The following is a 20602-nucleotide window of genomic DNA, read 5'->3' on the forward strand; positions in this document are numbered from 1 at the left end:
CAGCGGTTGCCGGCCCGGCACGGCTGCGGCCGGCACGTCCGGGGCTGGGCCGCCAACCGGGACCAGGTGGTCGGCGAGGGCGCGGGTGCGGTCATTGTGCGCCACCAGGATCACGGTAGCCTGGCCGCGCAGCCTGCGGATGGCATCCTCCACCGCCACGGCCGATTCGTCGTCGAGGTGCGCGGTGGGTTCATCGAGCAGGAGGACCGTGGCGCCTGCCTCGATCCGGGCCAGCCCGCGGGCCAGGGCAACCCTGCGCAGTTCACCGGGGCTCAGCTCAGCGGGGTGTTTGGCAGCGAGGTGCCCCGCCGCGGCCCGCGCCAGGCAGGACCTGGCAACGTCCACTGTGAGCGCCCGGTCACGGGAATTCCGGGCGTGCGCGGACAAGTAGAGCAGCACCTCATCCAGTACGGTGTCGGCCACCATCACGGGATGCTGCGGGACCCATGCCACCGCGGTACGGTCCAGGCCTTTGACGGAACCGGTCACGGACGTGCCGCCGCCGTCCCCGATGGTCCCGGCCAGGACACCCAGGATGGTGCTCTTTCCCGCCCCGCTGGGCCCGTCCAGCGCGGTGATCCGGCTCTGCGGCGCCTCGAAGCCGAGGGGTCCGACGGCGGCCCGGGACCGTCCGCCGTAGGTGACCGTGAGCGCGGAGACAGTAATGGGGGCACCCGGCCGTCCCGCCCGCACGGCAGTCAGCGGCCGGGGCTCGGGTGCCCCGGTCACTGATGTGACCTCTGCGAGCGCCACGCGGCCGTCGTCGCTGGCGTGGTGGGCGGTACCAAGTTCGCGCAGCGGAAGGTAGCAGTCGGGGGCGAGGATCAGCGCCAGCAGCCCGGCCTCCAGCGGCATGTCGCCGTGCACCAGCCGCACGCCGATGAACACGGCCACGACGGCAACAGAGATGGTAGCGATCAGCTCAAGGGCCAGGGCGGACATGAAGGCGGTCCGCAGGGTGCCCATGGTGCGGAACCGGTACTCCTCGGAAATCTTTTCGAGTGCCCTGCGCTGGGCGGACGCGCGGCCCAGTCCCACCAGGACCGGGAGTCCCTTGGCCAGTTCCAGCATGTGGGCCGAGAGCCGGGCCAGGGCGGACTGCGCCTCGCGCACCTTGTCCTCGGTGTACCGGCCGATCAGCACCATGAAGAGCGGCACCAGCGGCACGGTGAGGACGATCACCACGGCGCTGACCCAGTCGGCAAAGAGGATCCGGGCGCCCAGGAGCAGCGGGATGGCGGCGCAGTTCACCAGGGCAGGCAGGAACTGGGTGTAGTAGCTGTCCAGCGCGTCCAGTCCCCGCGTGGCCAGCACCGCCAGGCCGCCGTCTGCCGGGCCGGTGCCCCGGGTGCCGTTCCGCAGTGCACGTTCGAGCAGGCCGGACCGCAGTTCCTCCTTGATGCCCAGGGCAGCCCGGCGGGCAGCAACGGCCTGTCCCCACACGGTGAGGGAGCGCAGGACCACCCCGGCCAGACCCGGGATCATCTGTCCGGCCCAGTCCGGTTCCCCTGCGGCCAGCCCCGCCAGGGCGGAAGCCACGGCCTGGCCCATGAGGACCAGCGAGAGCGCCTTGAGCGCGGCCAGGAGCCCGAGCCAGTAGAGGGCGGAGCGGGTGGCGGGACCGGCGGGGAACGTTGGCCGCACGTCAGCCCTTGGTGGTGAACGCCCTGGCGGCCACTGCCGGCAGGAAGCTGTGGGCCTCCGGGATGGACGCGGCGCTGACCCGGCGGCGGAACACCCAGTAAGTCCAGGCCTGGTAGGCAATCACCAGGGGCAGGCCGAACGCGGCGACGATGCTCATAAGGCCCAGAGTGTAGTCCGATGAGGAGGCGTTTGAAATGGTGAGGTCGAAGGCCCCGTCCAGGGTGGACGGCAGGACCACGGGAAACACCGCGCCGAAGATGGATGCCGTTCCGAGGACCAGGAATACGCCAAGCGCCAGGAAGGCCTTGCCTTCCGCCCCGGAACGGGCCAGCAGCCAGGCTGCGGCGGCCGCTGCAACGGCGAGCAGGACCGCTGCCCAGGTCCACGGTTTTCCGTCCAGGAACTGGATGCTGAGCGCCCAGGCCGCGATGGGCAGGAGCAGGACCGGGAGCAGCCGGACGAACCACTGCCGGGCGCGGTGCCGGACCTCGCCGTCGGTTTTCAGCGCCAGGAACGCGAGGGCATGGACCAGCGAGAAGCCCACCACGGCGAGCCCGCCCAGGACCGCGTAGCCGCTGAACCAGGCGAAGGGGCCGCCCTCGCGGTCGCCGTTCGCATTCAGGGGCAGTCCGGTGGTGGTCAGGGCGAGGGCTGCGCCAACGCCGAAGGCGGCGAAGAAGGATCCCAGGGCGATGGCCCAGTCCCACCGGGCCCGCCAGCGGTCGGTGTCCACCTTGCCGCGGTATTCGAAGGCCACGGCACGGAAGATCAGGGCCACCAGGACCACCAGCAGCGGCAGGTAGAGGGCGGAGAACAGGGAGGCGTACCAGAGCGGGAAGGCGGCGAACGTGGCACCGCCGGCCGTGAGGAGCCAGACCTCGTTGCCGTCCCAGACCGGCCCGATGGTGTTGAGCAGCACGCGGCGTTCGGTGTTGTTCCGGGCGAAGGCCTTCATCAGCATTCCCACGCCCAGGTCGAAGCCCTCAAGGAAGAGGTACCCGGTCCACAGCACCGCGATGGCGATGAACCAGATGGTCGGCAGCAGTTCCATAGTTCGTTTCCTCTGCGTTCAGTTCGGCTGCGGCTAGTAGGCGAAGGCCAGGACGTCGTCGGCGGGTTTGGCGCCGCCCGGTCCGCCGGGGCCCGGCGTGGCGTCCTCGTTCTCGTCCGCCGGGATGTGCGCGAGCTCCGGCATGGCGGAGACCACGCCGCCGCGGACGTACTTGACCAGCAGCTTCACCTCCACCACCAGCAGGACGGCGTATACGGCGGTCAGGGTGATGAGCGAGGCCAGCAGTTCCCCTGCCGAGACGCCCGGGGAGACGGCCGCAGCGGTGAACATGAACACCTGGTCGATGCCGTTGGGATCGGGGTTGGGGGCAACCACGAACGGCTGGCGGCCCATCTCGGTGAAGATCCACCCGGCCGCGTTGGCGCCGAAGGGCGCCATGATGCCCAGGACGGCCAGCCGCATGAGCCACGGGGAGGAGGGAACGGTGCCGCTGCGGGTGAGCCACAGGGCCACGAGTGCTGCCAGGGCCGCGAGCCCGCCGAAGCCGATCATCATGCGGAAGCCCCAGTAGGTGACTTCCATGACCGGCAGGTAGTCGATTTCCTGGCCGGCACGTTCGCCGTAGATGGGGTTGTCCGGAAGGTGGGTGCCGTAATTGGCCTGGTACTCGGGGAGCAGGGTGTTGACGCCCTTGACCTCGGTGGTGAAGTCGCCCTTGGCAAGGTAGGACAGGATGCCGGGAACTTCGATCAGGGCCACGATGTCATCACAGTCCTGGGAGCCAGGTTGCCGATGCTGAGGACGGAGAATCCGGTGCCGTCGTGGCAGGCCGCCTCCGCTGCGGCCATCTTCATGGGCTGCTGTTCGAACATGAGCTTGCCCTGGAGGTCGCCGGTGAGGGCGGTGCCTGCGAAGGAGATCATGGCCACCACGGCGCCGATCCGCAGGGACCGGATCCAGACCGTGTGGTCCGCGCGGTCGCGGCCGGGGATGGCAGCGGACTCCCCCGGGATGACCTTGCCGTCGGCACCCACGGTGTCGACGCCGTCGCGCCGCCTCCGCCAGAGGTGGTACCAGGCGATGCCGAGGAGGAAGCCGCCGGCCACGGCCAGCGCACCGAAGAGGGTGTGCGGCACGGCCACCAGCGCGGTGTTGTTGGTGAAAACGGCCCAGGCGTCGGTCATGACCGGCCGGCCGTCCACCATTTCCACGCCCACCGGGTGCTGCATCCAGCTGTTGGCCACGATGATGAAGTAGGCGGAGAACATTGAGCCGATCACGGCCACCCACAGGCAGGCCAGGTGGATGGCGGGCTTGAGCTGCTTCCAGCCGAAGATCCACAGTCCCAGGAAGGTGGACTCGACGAAGAAGGCAAGCAGGGCTTCGAGGGCCAGCGGGGCGCCAAAGACGTCGCCCACGAAGCGGCTGTATTCGCTCCAGGCCATGCCGAACTGGAATTCCTGCACAATGCCGGTGGCCACGCCCATGATGAAGTTGATGAGGAACAGCTTTCCCCAGAACTTGGTCATGCGCAGGTACTCCGGCTTGCCGGTGCGGTGCCAGACGGTCTGGATGATGGCCACCACCAGGCCCAGGCCAATGGTCAGCGGGACCATCATGAAGTGGTAGACCGTGGTGATACCGAATTGCCAGCGTGCGATTTCCAAGGCGTCCAAGGCAGTCCCTACTGTGAGCAGATGCAGTTTTCTACGTTTCGTAGAACTCTAACTTCTACAAAGTGTAGAACAAGGGGTCCGCGGAGTGGAAACCGGCCCCCTCCACAAGGATGACGCGGGATCGGCCGACGCGCCACGTGTTCTACCCAACGTAGAAAGTAGCGTCGATTCGGGGTAGATTTATAGGTGTAGTTGAAGTAACCGCGTGCAGTCACCGGCGCCAGCAGGGCGAACGGTGCGGGGAACAAAGGAAAAGTGCAATGGCAAGTCTTGGTGAACTGGAACGGGCAGTGATGGATCTGCTCTGGGCGGGCCAGGAAGCAGCCACGGCCAATACCCTGCGGGACCGGCTTGCGCAGACTTCGTCAGGGCAGGGTGGCGCGGCCGCGCACGAAGGCAAGGAACTTGCCGTTACCACCGTACTTACGGTGCTGTCCCGGCTGGAGAAGAAGGGGCTGGTGGAGCGTGAACGCGGGACCCGGCCGCACCGCTACCAGGCCGTTTCCAGCCGTGAAGAACACACCGCGGAGCTCATGCACGAAGTCCTGGGCTCGGCTCCGGACCGCGAAGCCGTGCTGGCACGCTTCATTGGCTCCGTATCCGAAGGTGAAGCCGAGACACTGCGCAAACTGCTTGGCCACCTCTAGCCACCCATGTTCTGGGCCTCATACCTGCTGGCGGTCCTGGCGATAGTACTGGCCTGGCCGGTACCCATCCTCCTGTCGCGCGCACAGTGGCCCGCGCGCTCCCCCTTCACGGCCATGCTCCTGTGGCAGGCGATCGCCCTCGCCGGCGGGCTCTCCATGATCGGGGCCATGCTGGTGTACGGGCTGGAACCGATCGGCGACAACCTGATCGCCGGGCTCCGCGCGCTGGCCGCTATGGTGCTGTTCAACGCACCCACCACGGCCCTGGGGTTCTGGCACATTTTCGCTTTGTCGGCGGCCGCGCTGCTCACGGCCCACCTGGTCTTCACCCTGCTGCTGACGTACTACAAGATCGAGCGGCAGCGGCGGCGTCACCGGGAGCTGCTGGCCCTGCTTGCTTCCCCCTCCGGACAGGACGCCGCAACCCTGGTGATCAGTCACGACTCCCCCGTGGCCTACTGCCTTCCCGGCGGCGCCCGTTCGGTGACCGTATTGTCGGACGGACTGATGGCCGCCCTGGAGCCGGCGGAGCTGCGCGCGGTCCTGATCCACGAGAACGCCCATCTCAGCCAGCGGCACCACCTGCTCCTGTGGGCCTTTGCGGCCTGGCGGCAGGCCCTGCCCTGGCTCCCCACCACCCGGCTGGCGCAGGAGTCCGTTAACTCACTCATTGAGATGCTGGCGGACGACGTCGCCCTCAAGAGCGAGAGCAAAGCCACCCTGATCAAGGCCATCGCCATTGTTGCGAGCGGTTCGGCGCAGGGTACCGGTTCGGAGCTCGCCCCCACTGCTTCCACCGCTGCCCTCGCCGGCCTGGACCCGGGTAACGGCGTCCTGGCGTCCGATTCAGCACGGACCACGCTTCGCGGGTCAGCCGGCTGCTGTCGCCGCAGCCCCAGCTGCCGGCAGCGGTGCGCAGCCTGGTCCTGACCGGCTGCATTCTCCTGCTGGCCCTTCCCACGGCCCTGCTGGTGGTTCCGGGCCTGCTCGGCTGAGCCTTCCGAAACTACTGGGTTTCGACGGGCTCAACCGTTCCGTCAGGCGTCGATGCGCTCCCGGTCCAGGCTGGCGGCGCCCGCGATGATGAAGTCCTTGCGCGGGGAGACGTCAGAGCCCATCAGGAGGTCGAAAATCTCCTCCGCCTGCTTGGCGTTCTCGATGCCCACCTTGCGCAGGGTCCGGTGCCGCGGGTCCATGGTGGTCTCGGCCAGCTGCTCTGCGTCCATCTCGCCCAGGCCCTTGTACCGCTGGATGGGCTCCTTGTACCGCTTGCCTTCCTTGGCCAGCCGCGCCAGCAGCACATGCAGTTCAGCCTCGGAATAGGTGTAGATCATCTCGTTGGCCTTCTGGCCGGCGTTGATCACCTCCACCCGGTGCAGCGGCGGCACGGCGGCGAACACCCTGCCCTCGTCGATCATGGGGCGCATGTAGCGGAAGAACAGGGTCAGCAGGAGGGTGCGGATGTGCGCGCCATCGACGTCGGCGTCCGTCATCAGGATGACTTTGCCGTAGCGTGCGGCGCTGATATCGAAGCTGCGGCCGGAACCGGCGCCCACCACCTGGATCAGCGCGGCGCACTCGGCGTTGGAGAGCATGTCCCCCACCGAAGCCTTCTGGACGTTCAGGATCTTGCCGCGGATGGGCAGCAGGGCCTGGAAGTCGGAGGACCGGGCGAGCTTGGCGGTTCCCAGCGCCGAGTCGCCTTCCACGATGAAGAGTTCGGAACGTTCGACGTCGTCCGTCCGGCAGTCGGCAAGCTTGGTGGGCATCGAAGAGGTTTCCAGCGCGTTCTTGCGCCGCTGGGTCTCCTTGTGCACGCGCGCCGAGATGCGCGACTTCATTTCGTTGACGATCTTCTCAAGCAGCAGTGCCGTCTGCGCCTTGTCGTTCCGGTTCGAGGAGGTGAGCTTGGCGTTGATTTCGCGCTCCACCACCTTGGAAACGATGGCACGGACTGCGGAGGTGCCCAGGATTTCCTTGGTCTGACCCTCGAACTGCGGTTCCGCGAGCCGGACCGTGAGGACTGCCGTGAGGCCGGCGAAGATGTCGTCCTTTTCGATCTTGTCGTTGCCGGCCTTGAGCTTGCGGGCGTTGCTTTCCACTGCCTTGCGGAAGGTCTTCACCAGGGCCTGCTCAAAGCCGGACTGGTGCGTGCCGCCCTTGGGAGTGGAGATGATGTTCACGAAGCTGCGGACGGTGCTGTCGTAGCCGATGCCCCAGCGCAGGGCAACGTCCACTTCACAGTCGCGCTCCACCTCAGCCAGCTGGCTGTGCCCGCGCTCGTCCAGCACCGGGACGGTTTCCTTGAACTTGCCGGCGCCGTGCAGCCGCCACACGTCGGTGACGGCGGGGTCGGCCGCCAGGAAGTCGACGAACTCGGAAATGCCGCCGTCGTGGTGGAACACTTCCTCGTGGGGTCCGCCTTCACCCGGGGTTCCGGAAATCCTGCGCTCGTCGCGGACAGTGAGCTTGAGCCCGGGAACCAGGAAGGACGTCTGCCGGGCGCGGGCCACCAGCTCGTCGTACGAAAACTTTGCGTCCGGGGTGAAGATTTGCCGGTCCGCCCAGTACCGGATCCTGGTGCCGGTGACGCCGCGCTTGGCTTTCCCCACAACGTCAAGGACAGAGTCCTCCACGAACGGGGTGAAGGGCGCGGCCGGATCCACCCGGGAGCCGGTGTCCTGGAACCGGCCCGGCTCGCCGCGGCGGAAGGACATCTTGTAGGTCTTGCCTCCGCGGTCCACCTCAACATCCAGCCGTGAGGAGAGGGCGTTGACCACCGATGCGCCCACACCGTGCAGGCCGCCTGAGGCAGTGTAGGAGCCGCCGCCGAACTTGCCGCCCGCGTGAAGCTTGGTGAACACCACTTCGACGCCGGTGAGTCCGGTCTTCGGTTCCTTGTCGATGGGGATGCCGCGGCCGTCGTCGTGGATTTCCACTGAGTTGTCCGCGTGCAGGATGATCCTGATGTCGTGGCCGAACCCGGCCAGTGCTTCATCCACGGAGTTGTCGATGATTTCCCAGAGGCAGTGCATGAGGCCGCGGGAGTCGGTGGAACCGATGTACATGCCCGGGCGCTTGCGGACGGCTTCCAGGCCCTCCAGCACAGACAGGTGCCGGGCAGTGTAGTCAGAACTTGGTGCCACTGGTGTTGAACTCCTTCAGGTAAAGCGGGCGCTCAAAGCGCTCCCTCTAGGGTAGTCGGCCGCGGCCCGGTCGGCGGGCTGCCACACTGCGCAGGGCCTGTGCACCGCGCCACTTGGGCACTTTTCCGGGCTGCTGGGTGAATCTTGACCGAACCTTGGGGATACGCGCACAGCGAACTTGCCCCATCCTTGCGATGGTTTTGTTACGAATACTGGTTATATAGACGTACTGATCTACTAAGGAGGCCGATATGACAACAGCAGTGGCGGACCGCACACTCAACGCCCTCGACCGGTGCGATCGTTGCGGAGCCCAGGCATATGTGCGGGTTGTACTCGAGTCCTCCGGCGGTGAGTTGCTGTTCTGCGCCCACCACGCGCGTGCGGTCGAGGCTACCCTCAAACCATTGAGCTCCGACTGGCACGATGAGACGGCCAAGCTTCATGAGAAGGCTGCCGTAGAAGTCGACTAGGCGAACCGAGACTTATCCAGGGAATGGGATTCCTCCTTTCGGAGGGGTCCCATTCCTCTTTTAAACCGCGTCTTTCACCTGCGTCCGGACCCCGCGATGAATTCTTGTGCTGCCCTGCAGGCCCACCGGCAGCTCCACATTAAGCAGCGAACGCGGGCCATTCCGCGCCTGGAAACTTTCGTTCCCTGGCGCGGAATGGCCCGCGTTGCCGTGCTGCGTCCTAGTCCAGGTAGTCCCGGAGCACCTGCGACCGCGAGGGGTGGCGCAGCTTGGACATAGTCTTCGATTCGATCTGGCGGATGCGCTCACGCGTGACGCCGTAGACCTTGCCGATTTCGTCTAAAGTCTTCGGCTGTCCGTCGGTCAGGCCGAAGCGCATGGCCACCACGCCGGCTTCGCGCTCGGACAGGGTGTCCAGCACAGAGTGCAGCTGCTCCTGCAGGAGCGTGAAGCTCACGGCGTCGGCCGGAACCACGGCTTCCGAGTCCTCGATCAGGTCGCCGAACTCGGAGTCGCCGTCCTCGCCCAGCGGGGTGTGGAGGGAGATGGGCTCGCGGCCGTACTTCTGGACCTCCACGACCTTCTCGGGGGTCATGTCCAGTTCGAGTGCCAGCTCTTCGGGCGTGGGTTCGCGGCCGAGGTCCTGGAGCATCTGGCGCTGCACGCGGGCGAGCTTGTTGATGACCTCAACCATGTGGACCGGGATGCGGATGGTGCGGGCCTGGTCCGCCATGGCGCGGGTAATGGCCTGACGGATCCACCAGGTGGCGTAGGTGGAGAACTTGAAGCCCTTGGTGTAGTCGAACTTCTCGACTGCACGGATCAGGCCCAGGTTGCCTTCCTGGATGAGGTCCAGGAAGAGCATGCCGCGGCCGGTGTAGCGCTTTGCCAGCGACACCACGAGGCGGAGGTTGGCCTCCAGCAGGTGGTTCTTGGCGCGCTTGCCGTCATGGATGATGAATTCCAGTTCCCGCTTGTACTTCGGTCCATGGAGCCGTCATCGGCGGCAATCTTCTCTTCGGCAAACAGCCCGGCCTCGATGCGGAGCGCAAGGTCCACTTCCTGCTCGGCGTTGAGCAGTGCGACCTTACCGATCTGCTTGAGGTAGTCCTTGACGGGGTCAGCGGTGGCACCCGCCGACATGACCTGCTGCACCGGGGCGTCGTCGTCATCGGCATCGGAGTAGACGAAGCCCTTGCCGCTGCCGGCAACGGCCTTGGCGGGATCGGCGTCAGCGTCGGCGTCGGCCTCCTCAACCGCTTCCGGTCCTTCGAGGATGATGTCGTCGAGATCCTCGACGTCCTCTGCCTCGTCGGGGTCAACGTCACCGGCGGATGCCTTGTTCGCGGCCTCGGCCGCCGCCTTGGCGCCAGGCTTGGGCCCGCGCTTCTTCGGCTCGCGCTTGCCGTCCGCGCCGGCAGATGCCTTGGTGGCTGCCCGCTTGGCGCCGGTCGCAGCCTGCTTGTCCTCGGGGGACACATCGTCCTGGGCGGCGGGGTCCTTCTTCGTGGAAGACGGGGTCACAGAAAACCTTTCTAGCGGTGGTCTGTGGAATCGCCATACGGGCAACACCACTATGACCCTGTCAAGTCCGTGGTGAAAACCAAGCGCCACCACGGCCGGCAGAGTCACTTAAGACAACTGCCGAAGCCGCTGCAATGTTCCCCGGAGGGCACATCCACAGGCACTCGATACACGGACCAACCGGGTCTCGGCATCCATTGTCTCATGTTTTCCCCGGATCGGGCCTCTCCGTGACCGAATCACCGCCGCGGGGCCCACCCCGCATCCCGTGCACCGCCCGATGCCCTCTGTCCGCGTATACAGTCGTTGCCAGCTGCTCCAGGCCAGGCGTGGGGCATCCGTTCAGAATTTTTGCCAGGCCGCTTCTTTCCGTCCGGCCCAGCCGCAGATTGCTCCACGGCCCACCAGTTCCAGCAGGAGCTCGGCAAAGCGGTACCCCGGCTGGACTTCCAGGGCAGAGGCAAAATGCGCGGCGGCGTAGGACCCCCGCCCGCGGCACCAGGAGATCCAGCCGCGAACCGTCAGCGCCGCCGCGGCGGCAGGCCCGCCCACCGCTGCAAGGTGATCGAGGACCACGTCCAGGGCATCGAGGGCAGCCCAGTCCGGCACATCAGGCTGGACGCCCATCAGCACGTCGGCGTAGCCCGGGTTCGCGCCGGCAGGGCTGTTCGCCTTCACGCCCGCGACTCCATGGTCCGCCACGGCATGCACCGGAGCCGGGAACGGCCGCTGCAGCACTGACGGAGGATCCGCAGCCGGAAACGGGACTGGCGGAGTCACCGGGCGGAGATCCGCGCCGTCCTTGACGATGCCGAACACGGCGGCCCCCGCTTCGGCTGCGTTCTTCCCTGCAGCTGCCATCACCAGGACCGCGTCCCGCCAGCCCGGGATCAGCAGGGATGCCCGCAGGAACGCGTCGCGTTCCACCTCCGGAAGCCATGGTTCCCCTTGCGGCCTGGCGAGCACAGCCTCCCAGAGGTCGAGGACTGCGAGCAGCTGCGCCCTGCTCCCCCTGCGGAGGTCGAGTTCTCCAGCCCACCCGGCCTCGGCTTCAAGGACGGCCTCCCGGTGCAGGCTCGGGACGGTGCAGGCGGTGGCGCCTTGCGGAGTAGTGGATTGTGCAGAGGTGGATTGTGCAGATTTGGAGTGTGCAGGGGCGGATTGCGGTTCGGGGGCCGGACCCACGCTGCTGCCGCGGTACACCATTTCCGCATTCAGCGGGCTGTCCAGGATCTCCTGGAGCGGCCTGCCCGGGAAGGGACAGCACGTGGCATCAATGCAATACGCCTCCCGCCAGTAGTCGGTGCCGACGTACCAGGCCTCCCTGACGGGCATCGCCGCGGACAGTATGGAGTCCAGTTCTGCAAGAAAGTGGCCGTAGGTGGCGGACGCCGATGCAGCGGCGCCGCCGGTAAAGATTGCCACCAGGGTGCCGTCCGCCTCCGTGTCAGCCTCCAAATAGCCGCGGACCGTCGAAAGGTATCTGCCCGGGTTGGCCAGGACCGGGCCTGCAGGCAGGTCGAGCCGGAGCGTGGCGCCGAGTCTTTTGCCCTGCATGGTGATGACCACCAGGCTGCCCTTGGGCCAGTAACCCAGCGAATGGGGTATGTACCCGAGGACATCCTCGGGTCCGGTGATTCTGAGTTGTTCAGGAGCTGTCATGGCTCCAGCATTGGCCCGATGGCGCAGGCGCTTCAGCAGGAATTTTCCCTATGTGGGTAGTCCCGCCGGTGGAGGACTAGTCGCCGCTGTCGGGAGGAGACGTCTGCCGGCGGCGGGCGAGGTTCTCGCGGCGCTGCCGGGCCAGGGCCGTCCGCAGCGGTGGAACCACCACCCCCTGGGCCGCCATCTGCCGGCGGACCTTGCGCCGGCACACCAGCATGGCTGTGGCCCCGAATCCCAGCAGCAGGAACTGCACGCTCAGGGCGATGCGGAACGGGTCAAGCCCGTACAGGACGCCGTTGGAGAAGCCGCTGGCGTACAGGACGTCCAGGACAAGCCCGATCAGGTAGATGGCAACCAGCGCAGCGATGAATCCGCCCACGTTCACGATGCCGGTGGCGGTTCCAATCCGGTGGGCCGGGTTGAAGGTGCGGGCGAAGTCGAAGCCGATCATGGAGCCCGGGCCGCCGATGGCGAGCGCCACCACCAGGCCGGCCAGCAGCCACAGGGGGGCACGCCCGGGAGTCAGCAGGACCGCGGCCCACGCGGTGGCGGTGGTGCCTGCGATCAGCAGGACCAGGGTGGAGCGGCGGAGGGGATGCCGCGACACGAAGCGGCCGATGAACGGACCCACGGCCATTCCGGCAGCCACGTAAAGACCCATCAGCCCGGCCACCGTGCCGGCTTCCAGGCCCTGGCCGGAAATCAGGAACGGGTAGCCCCAGGTCATGGCGAACACCGTGCCGCTGAACTGGATGGTGAAATGGCTCCACATGCCCAACCGTGTTCCGGGCTGGCGCCATGCCCTGGCCAGGGAGATGCCAGTGGCCTTGAGCCCCTGCTGCGCCTGCGGCCGCTCCGTCCCCGGCGGGACGTCCTTCAGGAGCACCACCACCAGGACCACTGCCAGGGCGGACAGCCCCGCCAGCATCAGGAAGGCCGGGGTCCAGCCGGCCGCATGCAGGACGAAGGCGAACGGGATGACGCTCACCAGCTGGCCCAGCTGGCCGGTCATGCCCGTCAGCTGGGTGACCAGGGGTACCCGCGCCGGGGCAAACCAGAGCGGGATCAGGCGGATCACCGAGATGAATGTCATGGCATCGCCGGCACCCACCAGGACCCTGCCCAGGATTCCGCCCGGGATGCTGTCGGCGAAGGCAAGCTGCAGCTGGCCCATCCCCATGAGGACGGCGCCGCCGGCGATCATTGCCCGCGAGCCGAACCTGTCAACCAGGAGTCCCACGGGAATCTGCAGCGCCGCGTAGACCAGGAGCTGCAGGACGGTAAAGAAGGAGATGGCGGAGGCCGTGGCATTGAACCGTTCCGTGGCCTCAAGCCCCACGACGCCAAAGGACGTGCGCTGTGACACGGCCACCAGGTACCCGAAGATTCCAACGGTCCAGATCAGCCAAGCGCGGGGTGCAGTCACGTCTTCATTATGCCCGCATGCCCGGCGGCACCCCCGCAGCTGCGCGCCGGCTGCCGCCCGGGAGGCCTACTGCCCCGGGTTCTCCCGGGCAAGGTAGGCCTCGACGGCGGCGCCCAGCACATCGGCGTCGGGCAGTTCGTCATTTTCGTCGGCGAGCAGCGAGCGGCGCACGATGCCGTCAGCCTTTTCGTCGTAGCGGGTCTCCAGCCGTGACACCACCTGCTGGACCTCGTCCGACGCGTCGATCTGCTCGGCGATCTGGCGTGTCACTTCACGGCCCGCCTCGCGCAGCCGGTCCGTGGGCAGCATGAGGGACGTTGCGGCGCCGAGGTACTCGAGGCCGGCCACCGCCGCGGCCGGGTACTCCGCTTCGGCGAGGTAGTGCGGGACGTGGATGACGTAGCCGGCAACGTTCCGCCCGGCTTCCACCAGCCGGAGCTCCAGGATGTGGCCCACGGCGGCCGGAACTTCCACGGTGGGCTTCCAGACGGAGATGCCCTCGATCAGCTCGGGCCTGTTGCCGTGCACGGTGACGCCGATGGGCCGTGTGTGCGGGACCGGCATTGGAATGGAGTGGATCCAGGTCACCAGGTTGACGTCCAGCTTCTCCACGATCCCGACGACGGCACGGGCAAACCGCTCCCACTGCAGGTCCGGCTCGAACCCGGCCAGGAGCAGGAAGGGCTTGCCCAGGCCGTCAACCAGCCGGTACAGCGCCAGCCGCGGCTCCTGGTAGTCCTGGAGGTGGTCTTCGACGAAGGTCAGGTGCGGCCTGCGGGACCGGTAGTCGATCAGCTGGTCCGCGTCGAAAACGGCAACGGGCTGGGCATCGAGGGAGTCGAGCAGCTCGGCGTTGACCTGCTTCACCACGTGTCCGGCGTCGGCGAATCCGGTAAAGCCCATCACCAGGTTCAGCCCGCGGAGCTCCGGGCTGTGGAACAGCTCGATGTTGCTCGCATAGAGCGCGTCAGGGTCCAGCAGGGAGCCGGAGATCCGTTCAAGCACGGCATGTTCCTTTCATGGATGCGGGTGGACATCAATTACAACGCGGGCGGACGGCCGGGCATTCCGGGCGGCGCTGTGGCGCACATCTCAGAAGATTCTTCGGCCGGCGCACCCAAGGGCTACGATCGGAACTGGCCTGCCAGGCGGCCTTGCACCTCCCCGGATGGCATCCGGAAGGGCCGTCATCCGGCTTTCCATGGCAGAGCGCCGAACATGCACCCCTGCCCGTACCGATCTTCGAGAATTGAGGACTCATCCCTGTGGTCAAGAATACGGAAATCAACCTTAGTACCCTCTCCCGGGACCTGAAAAAGAGCCCCAGCGACGCAGTGGTCATCGGCGTGGGGCAGGGTACGGACGGGCCGGTCCTCCTGGACAACCCGCTGGCCGCGAAGTCCGCCGAAGCGCTCACCGATTCCCTCAAGTCGCTCGGGGTGACCGGCGCCGCAGACCAGATCGTCCGCCTGCCCGGCCTCCCCGAGACAGGCGCCGGCATCCTCGTCCTCGCCGGTGTCGGCAAGGTTCCGTCCGGCACGGCACCCACCGGCGAGGCCCTCCGCCGCGCCGCCGGTTCCGCTGTCCGCCAGCTGGCCGGGCTGGGCACGGTTGCCCTGGCCTTCCCGACGGCGTCGGTGGCCGACGTCGCCGCCGTCGCCGAGGGCGCCGCGCTGGGCGCCTATTCCTTTACGGAGTTCCGGTCCGCGAAGGACGGCCTGAAGGATCCGGTCTCGAAGGCAATCGTCTTCACCGATGTGGCCGACCAGAAGGAACTCGATGCTGCCCTGAAGCGCGCCGCCCTGATCGGCCGGGCCGTCAATGCCACCCGCTCCCTGGTCAACACACCGCCCAGCCACCTGTACCCCGAAACATTCGCCGAGGCTGCCAAGGACCTGGCCAAGGGCCTTCCCGTCAAGGTGACGGTCTGGGACGAGAATCGGCTGGAGAAGGAAGGCTTCGGCGGCATCATGGGCGTCGGCAAGGGTTCCTCCCGCCAGCCCCGCCTGGTCAAGGTGGAGTACTCCCCCGCCCGGGCGACGGCGAAGATCGCCCTGGTGGGTAAGGGCATCACCTTCGACACCGGTGGGATCTCCATCAAGCCGGCCCTCGGCATGGGCGACATGAAGAGCGACATGGCGGGCGCCGCCGTCGTCCTTAACACTGTCCTGGCCCTCGCCGGACTGGGCCTGCCGGTCAAGGCGACCGCTTGGCTGTGCATCGCCGAGAACATGCCCTCGGGTGCCGCGTCCCGGCCCGCCGACGTGCTGACCATGTTCGGCGGGAAGACCGTGGAGGTCCTGAACACCGACGCCGAAGGCCGCCTGGTCATGGCGGACGGTATCGTAGCGGCGAGCCGCGAGTTCCCGGACGCCATTATCGACGTCGCCACCCTGACGGGCGCCCAGCTGATCGCCCTGGGCAACCGCACCGCCGGCATCATGGGCTCCGAGGTCGTCACCACGGCCCTCAAGGCGGCGGCCGACCGCGCGGGGGAACTTGTCTGGCCGATGCCGCTGCCGGAGGAACTGCGCCCCAGCCTCGACTCCCAGGTGGCGGACCTGGCCAACATCGGCGAACGCCACGGCGGCATGATGACCGCAGCCGTCTTCCTGCAGGAATTCGTGGGCAAGGACAAGGACGGCGTGCAGATTCCCTGGGCACACATCGACATCGCCGGCCCGTCCTTTAACAACGGCAGCCCGTACGGCTACACGCACAAGCAGGGCACGGGCTGCACGGTCCGGACCCTGGTGGCCTACGTTGAGGACATCCTGGCGGCCGCCTGACGCACCCGGCCAGTGCCGCGCGGCGTTGTGGCGCGGGGTGATCCCTCTGCCACAATGCCGCGTGACACTCGACACAAAGCGCTCCCCAAACACTGTGCCAAGGTGGAGCATGGATAAGTGGTTCGCTAAGGTGAACCACGGTAGTCACAAATGCAAGAGAGTTGCCCTGCTGACATAATCACGGCAGTGCAAGTTCCAAGACCAGATGATGCGCGCAGAAACGCGTCATCGTTCACGCGAGGGAGCGTTTAAGTGGCCGATCAGGCAACTGCGCAAGAATTCGACATCCTGGTACTCGGTGGCGGCAGCGGCGGATACGCTGCAGCGCTGCGGGCAGTACAGCTTGGCCTCACCGTCGGCCTCGTGGAAAAGGCAAAGCTGGGCGGCACCTGCCTGCACAACGGCTGCATCCCCACCAAGGCCCTGCTCCACTCCGCCGAACTGGCGGACCACGCGCGTGACTCCGCCAAGTACGGCGTGAACGTCACCCTGGACAGCATCGACATCAATGCCGTCAACGCGTACAAGGACGGCATTATCGCCGGCAAGTACAAGGGCCTTCAGGGCCTGATCAAGTCCAAGGGCATCACCGTCATCGAAGGTGAAGGCAAGCTCCAGGGCACCGACACCGTCGTGGTCAACGGCACCGCTACAAGGGCAAGAACATCGTCCTGGCCACCGGCTCCTACTCCCGCACGCTGCCCGGCCTCGAAATTGGCGGCAAGGTCATCACCTCCGACCAGGCCCTCACCATGGACTACATCCCGAAGAGCGCCATCATCCTGGGCGGCGGCGTGATCGGCGTTGAATTCGCCTCGGTCTGGAAGTCGTTCGGCGTTGACGTCACCATCGTCGAGGGCCTGCCCTCGCTGGTGCCCAACGAGGACGCCACAATCGTCAAGAACTTCGAGCGCGCCTTCAAGAAGCGCGGCATCAAGTTCTCCACCGGTGTGTTCTTCCAGGGCGTCGAGCAGAACGAGAACGGCGTCAAGGTCACCCTGGTGGACGGCAAGACGTTCGAAGCGGACCTCCTCCTCGTCGCCGTCGGCCGCGGTCCCGTCACCGCCAACCTCGGATATGAGGAAGCCGGCATCACCATCGACCGCGGCTTCGTCATCACCAACGAGCGCCTGCACACCGGCGTGGGCAACATCTACGCCGTGGGCGACATCGTTCCCGGCGTCCAGCTTGCGCACCGCGGCTACCAGCAGGGCATCTTCGTGGCCGAGGAAATCGCCGGCCTGAAGCCCGTGATCGTCGAGGACATCAACATCCCCAAAGTCACCTACTCCGAACCCGAAATCGCCACCGTGGGCTACACCGAAAAGGCCGCCAAGGAGAAGTTCGGCGAGGACCAGGTGCAGACCCAGGAATACAACCTGGCCGGCAACGGCAAGAGCTCCATTCTGGGCACGTCCGGCCTGGTCAAGCTGGTCCGGCAGAAGGACGGCCCCGTGGTGGGCGTCCACATGATCGGTGCCCGCATGGGCGAACAGGTGGGCGAGGCCCAGCTGATCGTGAACTGGGAAGCCTACCCGGAGGATGTGGCCCAGCTGCTGCACGCACACCCCACCCAGAACGAGTCCCTGGGCGAAGCCACCTGGCACTCGCGGGCAAGCCGCTCCACGGCTGATTTTCCGCAGCACCATCGAGCCTGGTGCACCCGGCACGGAAAACCCGGGGCACCAGGCTCAAAATCAGGCAGCATTCAATCGCACTAAAGATCAATAAGGAGAACGGGGACGACATGTCTGAATCCGTTAACTTGCCCGCCCTCGGTGAGAGCGTCACCGAAGGAACCGTCACCCGCTGGCTCAAGCAGGTAGGTGACCGGGTAGAGGTGGACGAGCCGCTGCTCGAGGTTTCCACCGACAAAGTAGACACTGAAATCCCCTCTCCTGTAGCTGGCGTGATTGAGGAAATCCTGGTGGGCGAAGACGAGACCGCCGAGGTTGGTGCACCCCTGGTGCGCATCGGCGACGGCTCCGGCGGCGGTTCGGCTGCACCGGCAGAAGAAGCCCCAGCGGCTGCCCCGGCCGAAGAGGCACCGGCACAGGAAGCCCCTGCCCAGGAAGCTGCTGCACCGGCAGCTCCGGCACAGGAAGCTCCGGCTGCCGCACCGGCCGCGGAGGCACCCGCCGGCGGCGGCGAAGGCCACGAAGTCACCCTCCCCGCCCTGGGCGAGAGCGTCACCGAAGGCACCGTCACCCGCTGGCTCAAGGCCGTAGGCGACAGCGTCGAGGTTGATGAGCCCCTGCTGGAGGTCTCCACCGACAAGGTGGACACCGAAATCCCGTCCCCGGTAGCCGGTACCCTCCAGGAAATCCGCGTCAACGAGGATGAAACCGCTGAGGTTGGTTCCGTCCTGGCCGTCATCGGTTCCGGCGCCGCCGCTGCTCCCGCGGAGGCTCCGCAGGCTGCTCCGGCCGCCCCCGCCCAGGAGGCCCCCGCCCAGGAAGCCCCGAAGGAAGAGGCCCCCAAGCCCGCACCTGCACCCGAGGCTCCGAAGGAAGAGGCTCCGCAGCAGGCAGCACCCGCCCCCGCGGCCGCACCGGCAACAGCCGAAGCCCCGTCGGCAGGAGGCGAGTCCGGCTACGTCACTCCCCTGGTCCGCAAGCTGGCCAACCAGCACGGCGTCGACATCGCTTCCCTCTCCGGCACCGGCGTCGGCGGCCGCATCCGCAAGCAGGACGTCATCGCCGCTGCCGAGGCGAAGGCAGCACCTGCCGCCGCTCCGGCCGCAGCACCGGCAGCAGGCGCCCCGGCCGCTTCTTCCGCTCCTGTTTCCTCCCTGCGCGGCACCACGCAGAAGGCTCCGCGCATCCGCCAGGTCATCGCCCGCCGCATGCGCGAGTCCCTGGAAATCTCCACCCAGCTGACGCAGGTCCACGAAGTGGACATGACCAAGATCGCCAAGCTGCGTGCCCGGGCCAAGAACTCGTTCCAGGCCCAGAACGGCACCAAGCTGACCTTCCTGCCCTTCATCGCCAAGGCTGTTGCCGAGGCCCTCAAGCAGCACCCCAAGCTCAACGCTGCCTACGATGAGGACAAGCAGGAGATCACGTACCATAACGCCGAGCACCTGGCGATCGCCGTGGACACGGACAAGGGCCTGCTGGTACCGGTCATCTCCGACGCCGGCAACCTGAACCTCGCCGGCCTGGCCGGCAAGATCGCCGACGTCGCAGCCCGTACCCGCGACGGCAAGATCGGCCCGGACGAGCTGTCCGGCGGCACGTTCAGCATCACCAACATCGGCTCCGTGGGCGCCCTGTTCGACACCCCGATCATCAACCAGCCGCAGGTGGGCATCCTCGGCACCGGCGCGATCGTCAAGCGCGCCGTGGTGGTTGCCGACGAAAACGGTGACGACTCGATCGCCATCCGCTCCATGATGTACCTGTCGCTGACGTACGACCACCGCCTGGTGGACGGCGCAGACGCCGGCCGCTTCCTCCAGACCCTGAAGGCCCGCCTTGAAGAGGGCGCCTTCGAAGCGGACCTGGGACTGTAGCAGCCAGCCACGGACGACGGCGGTGCGGGCCAACGGTGGGACAACCACCTGCGGCCGGCGCCGCCGTCGTCGTTTAAGGCGCTGCAGGCATTGCGCCGGCGGGTCAGCGCGTCTACTACCGGACGTAGAACAACTGGCTACACTGGTCCCATGAACATCCTCTACAACATTGTGGTTTTCCTGCACATCGTCGGCGCGGCCATGATCGTGGGCATCTGGATCGGGCAGATGAAGAAGCCCACCGTCCACCCCCGCCAGTTCGACGGCGCCATGCTGCAACTCCTCACCGGCGTCGCCTGATGGGCCTCATCCCGGCCCTCGACATGGATGCCAACTACGCAAAGCTGGGCATCAAGCTCGTCATCGCCGTGGTTGTCGGCGTCCTCGCCTTCATCGGCCGCCGGAAGTACAAGGCGGGCCAGGACGTCAGCCCCGGCCTGGCCCATGCCGTGGGCGGCCTGGCCCTGCTGAACATCGCCATCGCCACCATCTGGAACTGACCCCCATCCGTTTCCCGTCCCCCGGAGTCACAATCCACCGGGAGCGGACACGGATGCACCCGCCGGGTGAAGTCCCTAGGATGGAAAACGGCGGGGTCCAGGCAGCGGCCTGCCCCGGTACACATCGACTTGAGGAGTGAACATGGCAGCAACACGTTCAGCTAATGCAGTATGGAACGGCAACCTGACGGAAGGTGCCGGCACCACCAGCCTGGCCACCTCGGGCCTGGGCACGTTCGATGTCACCTGGAAAGCCCGCACCGAGGCGGCGAACGGCAAGACCAGCCCTGAGGAACTGATTGCCGCAGCCCACGCGGCCTGCTTCTCCATGGCCTTCAGCAATGAACTTGCAAAGGCCGGACACACTCCCGAAGAAGTCCGTGCCAAGGCCGACGTGACCTTCGTTCCGGGTACCGGCATCACCGGCAGCCACCTGACGGTCGAAGCCAGGGTCCCGGGAATCTCGGAGGACGAGTTCCAGAAGATTGCCGGCGAAGCCAAGGTGGGCTGCCCGGTTTCAGGCGCCCTGGCAAGCATCGACATCACGATGGACGCCACCCTGAAGTCCTGATCCCCAGGTAAACGG

11 protein-coding genes and 5 pseudogenes are annotated in these 20602 nt (G+C 66.8%); 8 read left to right on the forward strand and 8 right to left on the reverse strand.

Translation table 11 applies throughout. The annotated features are described in order from the left end of the window. From cydD to G205_RS16300, 3 genes and pseudogenes are all read right to left on the reverse strand, one after another. Positions 1-1644, reverse strand: a 1644-nt coding sequence (gene cydD, locus G205_RS16290; RefSeq protein WP_009358949.1) for a thiol reductant ABC exporter subunit CydD, incomplete at its 3' end; no start/stop codon positions are given. Between the two features lies 1 nt (position 1645). Beyond that, complete coding sequence (cydB, locus tag G205_RS16295; RefSeq protein ID WP_009358950.1) at positions 1646-2695, reverse strand: cytochrome d ubiquinol oxidase subunit II; 1050 nt, start codon at positions 2693-2695, stop codon at positions 1646-1648. A 33-nt stretch (positions 2696-2728) separates the two neighbouring features. Then, positions 2729-4332 (reverse strand): annotated as a pseudogene (locus G205_RS16300) (cytochrome ubiquinol oxidase subunit I). Positions 4333-4592: 260 nt separating this feature from the next. On the opposite strand from G205_RS16300, the gene G205_RS16305 reads away from it, so the two are divergent. After that, complete coding sequence (locus tag G205_RS16305) at positions 4593-4979, forward strand: BlaI/MecI/CopY family transcriptional regulator (RefSeq protein WP_009358951.1); 387 nt, start codon at positions 4593-4595, stop codon at positions 4977-4979. A gap of 6 nt (positions 4980-4985) precedes the next feature. Next, positions 4986-5974: pseudogene (locus tag G205_RS16310) on the forward strand (M56 family metallopeptidase). A 42-nt stretch (positions 5975-6016) separates the two neighbouring features. Here the strand turns inward: G205_RS16310 and G205_RS16315 are convergent. Beyond that, positions 6017-8125 (reverse strand): DNA gyrase/topoisomerase IV subunit B, encoded by a 2109-nt coding sequence (locus G205_RS16315; RefSeq protein ID WP_009358953.1) that lies wholly within the window; start codon positions 8123-8125, stop codon positions 6017-6019. Positions 8126-8376: 251 nt separating this feature from the next. On the opposite strand from G205_RS16315, the gene G205_RS16320 reads away from it, so the two are divergent. Continuing rightward, complete coding sequence (locus G205_RS16320) at positions 8377-8598, forward strand: DUF7455 domain-containing protein (RefSeq protein ID WP_009358954.1); 222 nt, start codon at positions 8377-8379, stop codon at positions 8596-8598. Between the two features lie 220 nt (positions 8599-8818). Here the strand turns inward: G205_RS16320 and G205_RS16325 are convergent. The 4 genes and pseudogenes from G205_RS16325 to G205_RS16340 form a co-directional block, all read right to left on the reverse strand. After that, positions 8819-10122: pseudogene (locus G205_RS16325) on the reverse strand (RNA polymerase sigma factor). Between the two features lie 342 nt (positions 10123-10464). Then, positions 10465-11784 (reverse strand): DUF4192 family protein, encoded by a 1320-nt coding sequence (locus G205_RS16330; protein ID WP_009358957.1) that lies wholly within the window; start codon positions 11782-11784, stop codon positions 10465-10467. A gap of 76 nt (positions 11785-11860) precedes the next feature. Beyond that, complete coding sequence (locus G205_RS16335) at positions 11861-13213, reverse strand: MFS transporter (protein WP_009358958.1); 1353 nt, start codon at positions 13211-13213, stop codon at positions 11861-11863. A 66-nt stretch (positions 13214-13279) separates the two neighbouring features. Then, on the reverse strand, positions 13280-14218 hold the full coding sequence (locus G205_RS16340) for a proteasome assembly chaperone family protein (RefSeq protein ID WP_009358959.1): 939 nt from the start codon (positions 14216-14218) through the stop codon (positions 13280-13282). Positions 14219-14478: 260 nt separating this feature from the next. Here G205_RS16340 and G205_RS16345 point away from each other — a divergent pair, with 260 nt between their 5' ends. The 5 genes and pseudogenes from G205_RS16345 (at position 14479) to G205_RS16365 (ending at position 20587) form a co-directional block, all read left to right on the forward strand. Beyond that, entirely contained in the window at positions 14479-16002 is a 1524-nt protein-coding gene (locus G205_RS16345) for a leucyl aminopeptidase (protein ID WP_009358960.1), read from the forward strand. 252 nt (positions 16003-16254) lie between these two features. Next, positions 16255-17635: pseudogene (gene lpdA, locus G205_RS16350) on the forward strand (dihydrolipoyl dehydrogenase). A 114-nt stretch (positions 17636-17749) separates the two neighbouring features. Then, a complete protein-coding gene (gene sucB, locus G205_RS16355; protein ID WP_009358961.1) occupies positions 17750-19516 on the forward strand; it encodes a 2-oxoglutarate dehydrogenase, E2 component, dihydrolipoamide succinyltransferase in 1767 nt (588 codons plus the stop codon). Between the two features lie 150 nt (positions 19517-19666). Next, positions 19667-20016 (forward strand): annotated as a pseudogene (locus tag G205_RS16360) (hypothetical protein). A gap of 142 nt (positions 20017-20158) precedes the next feature. Further along, entirely contained in the window at positions 20159-20587 is a 429-nt protein-coding gene (locus G205_RS16365; protein WP_009358962.1) for an OsmC family protein, read from the forward strand. Positions 20588-20602: the final 15 nt, after the last annotated feature.

Origin of the sequence: Arthrobacter nitrophenolicus, assembly GCF_000332815.1 — a bacterium.
GTDB classification, from domain to species: domain Bacteria; phylum Actinomycetota; class Actinomycetes; order Actinomycetales; family Micrococcaceae; genus Arthrobacter; species Arthrobacter nitrophenolicus.

Coding starts and splice junctions, on each gene's coding strand:
- G205_RS16305 (WP_009358951.1), top strand. CDS start 4,593: ATGGCAAGTCTTGGTGAACTGGAACGGGCAGTGATGGATCTGCTCTGG.
- G205_RS16365 (WP_009358962.1), top strand. CDS start 20,159: ATGGCAGCAACACGTTCAGCTAATGCAGTATGGAACGGCAACCTGACG.
- cydB (WP_009358950.1), bottom strand. CDS start 2,695: ATGGAACTGCTGCCGACCATCTGGTTCATCGCCATCGCGGTGCTGTGG.
- G205_RS16330 (WP_009358957.1), bottom strand. CDS start 11,784: ATGACAGCTCCTGAACAACTCAGAATCACCGGACCCGAGGATGTCCTC.
- sucB (WP_009358961.1), top strand. CDS start 17,750: ATGTCTGAATCCGTTAACTTGCCCGCCCTCGGTGAGAGCGTCACCGAA.
- G205_RS16320 (WP_009358954.1), top strand. CDS start 8,377: ATGACAACAGCAGTGGCGGACCGCACACTCAACGCCCTCGACCGGTGC.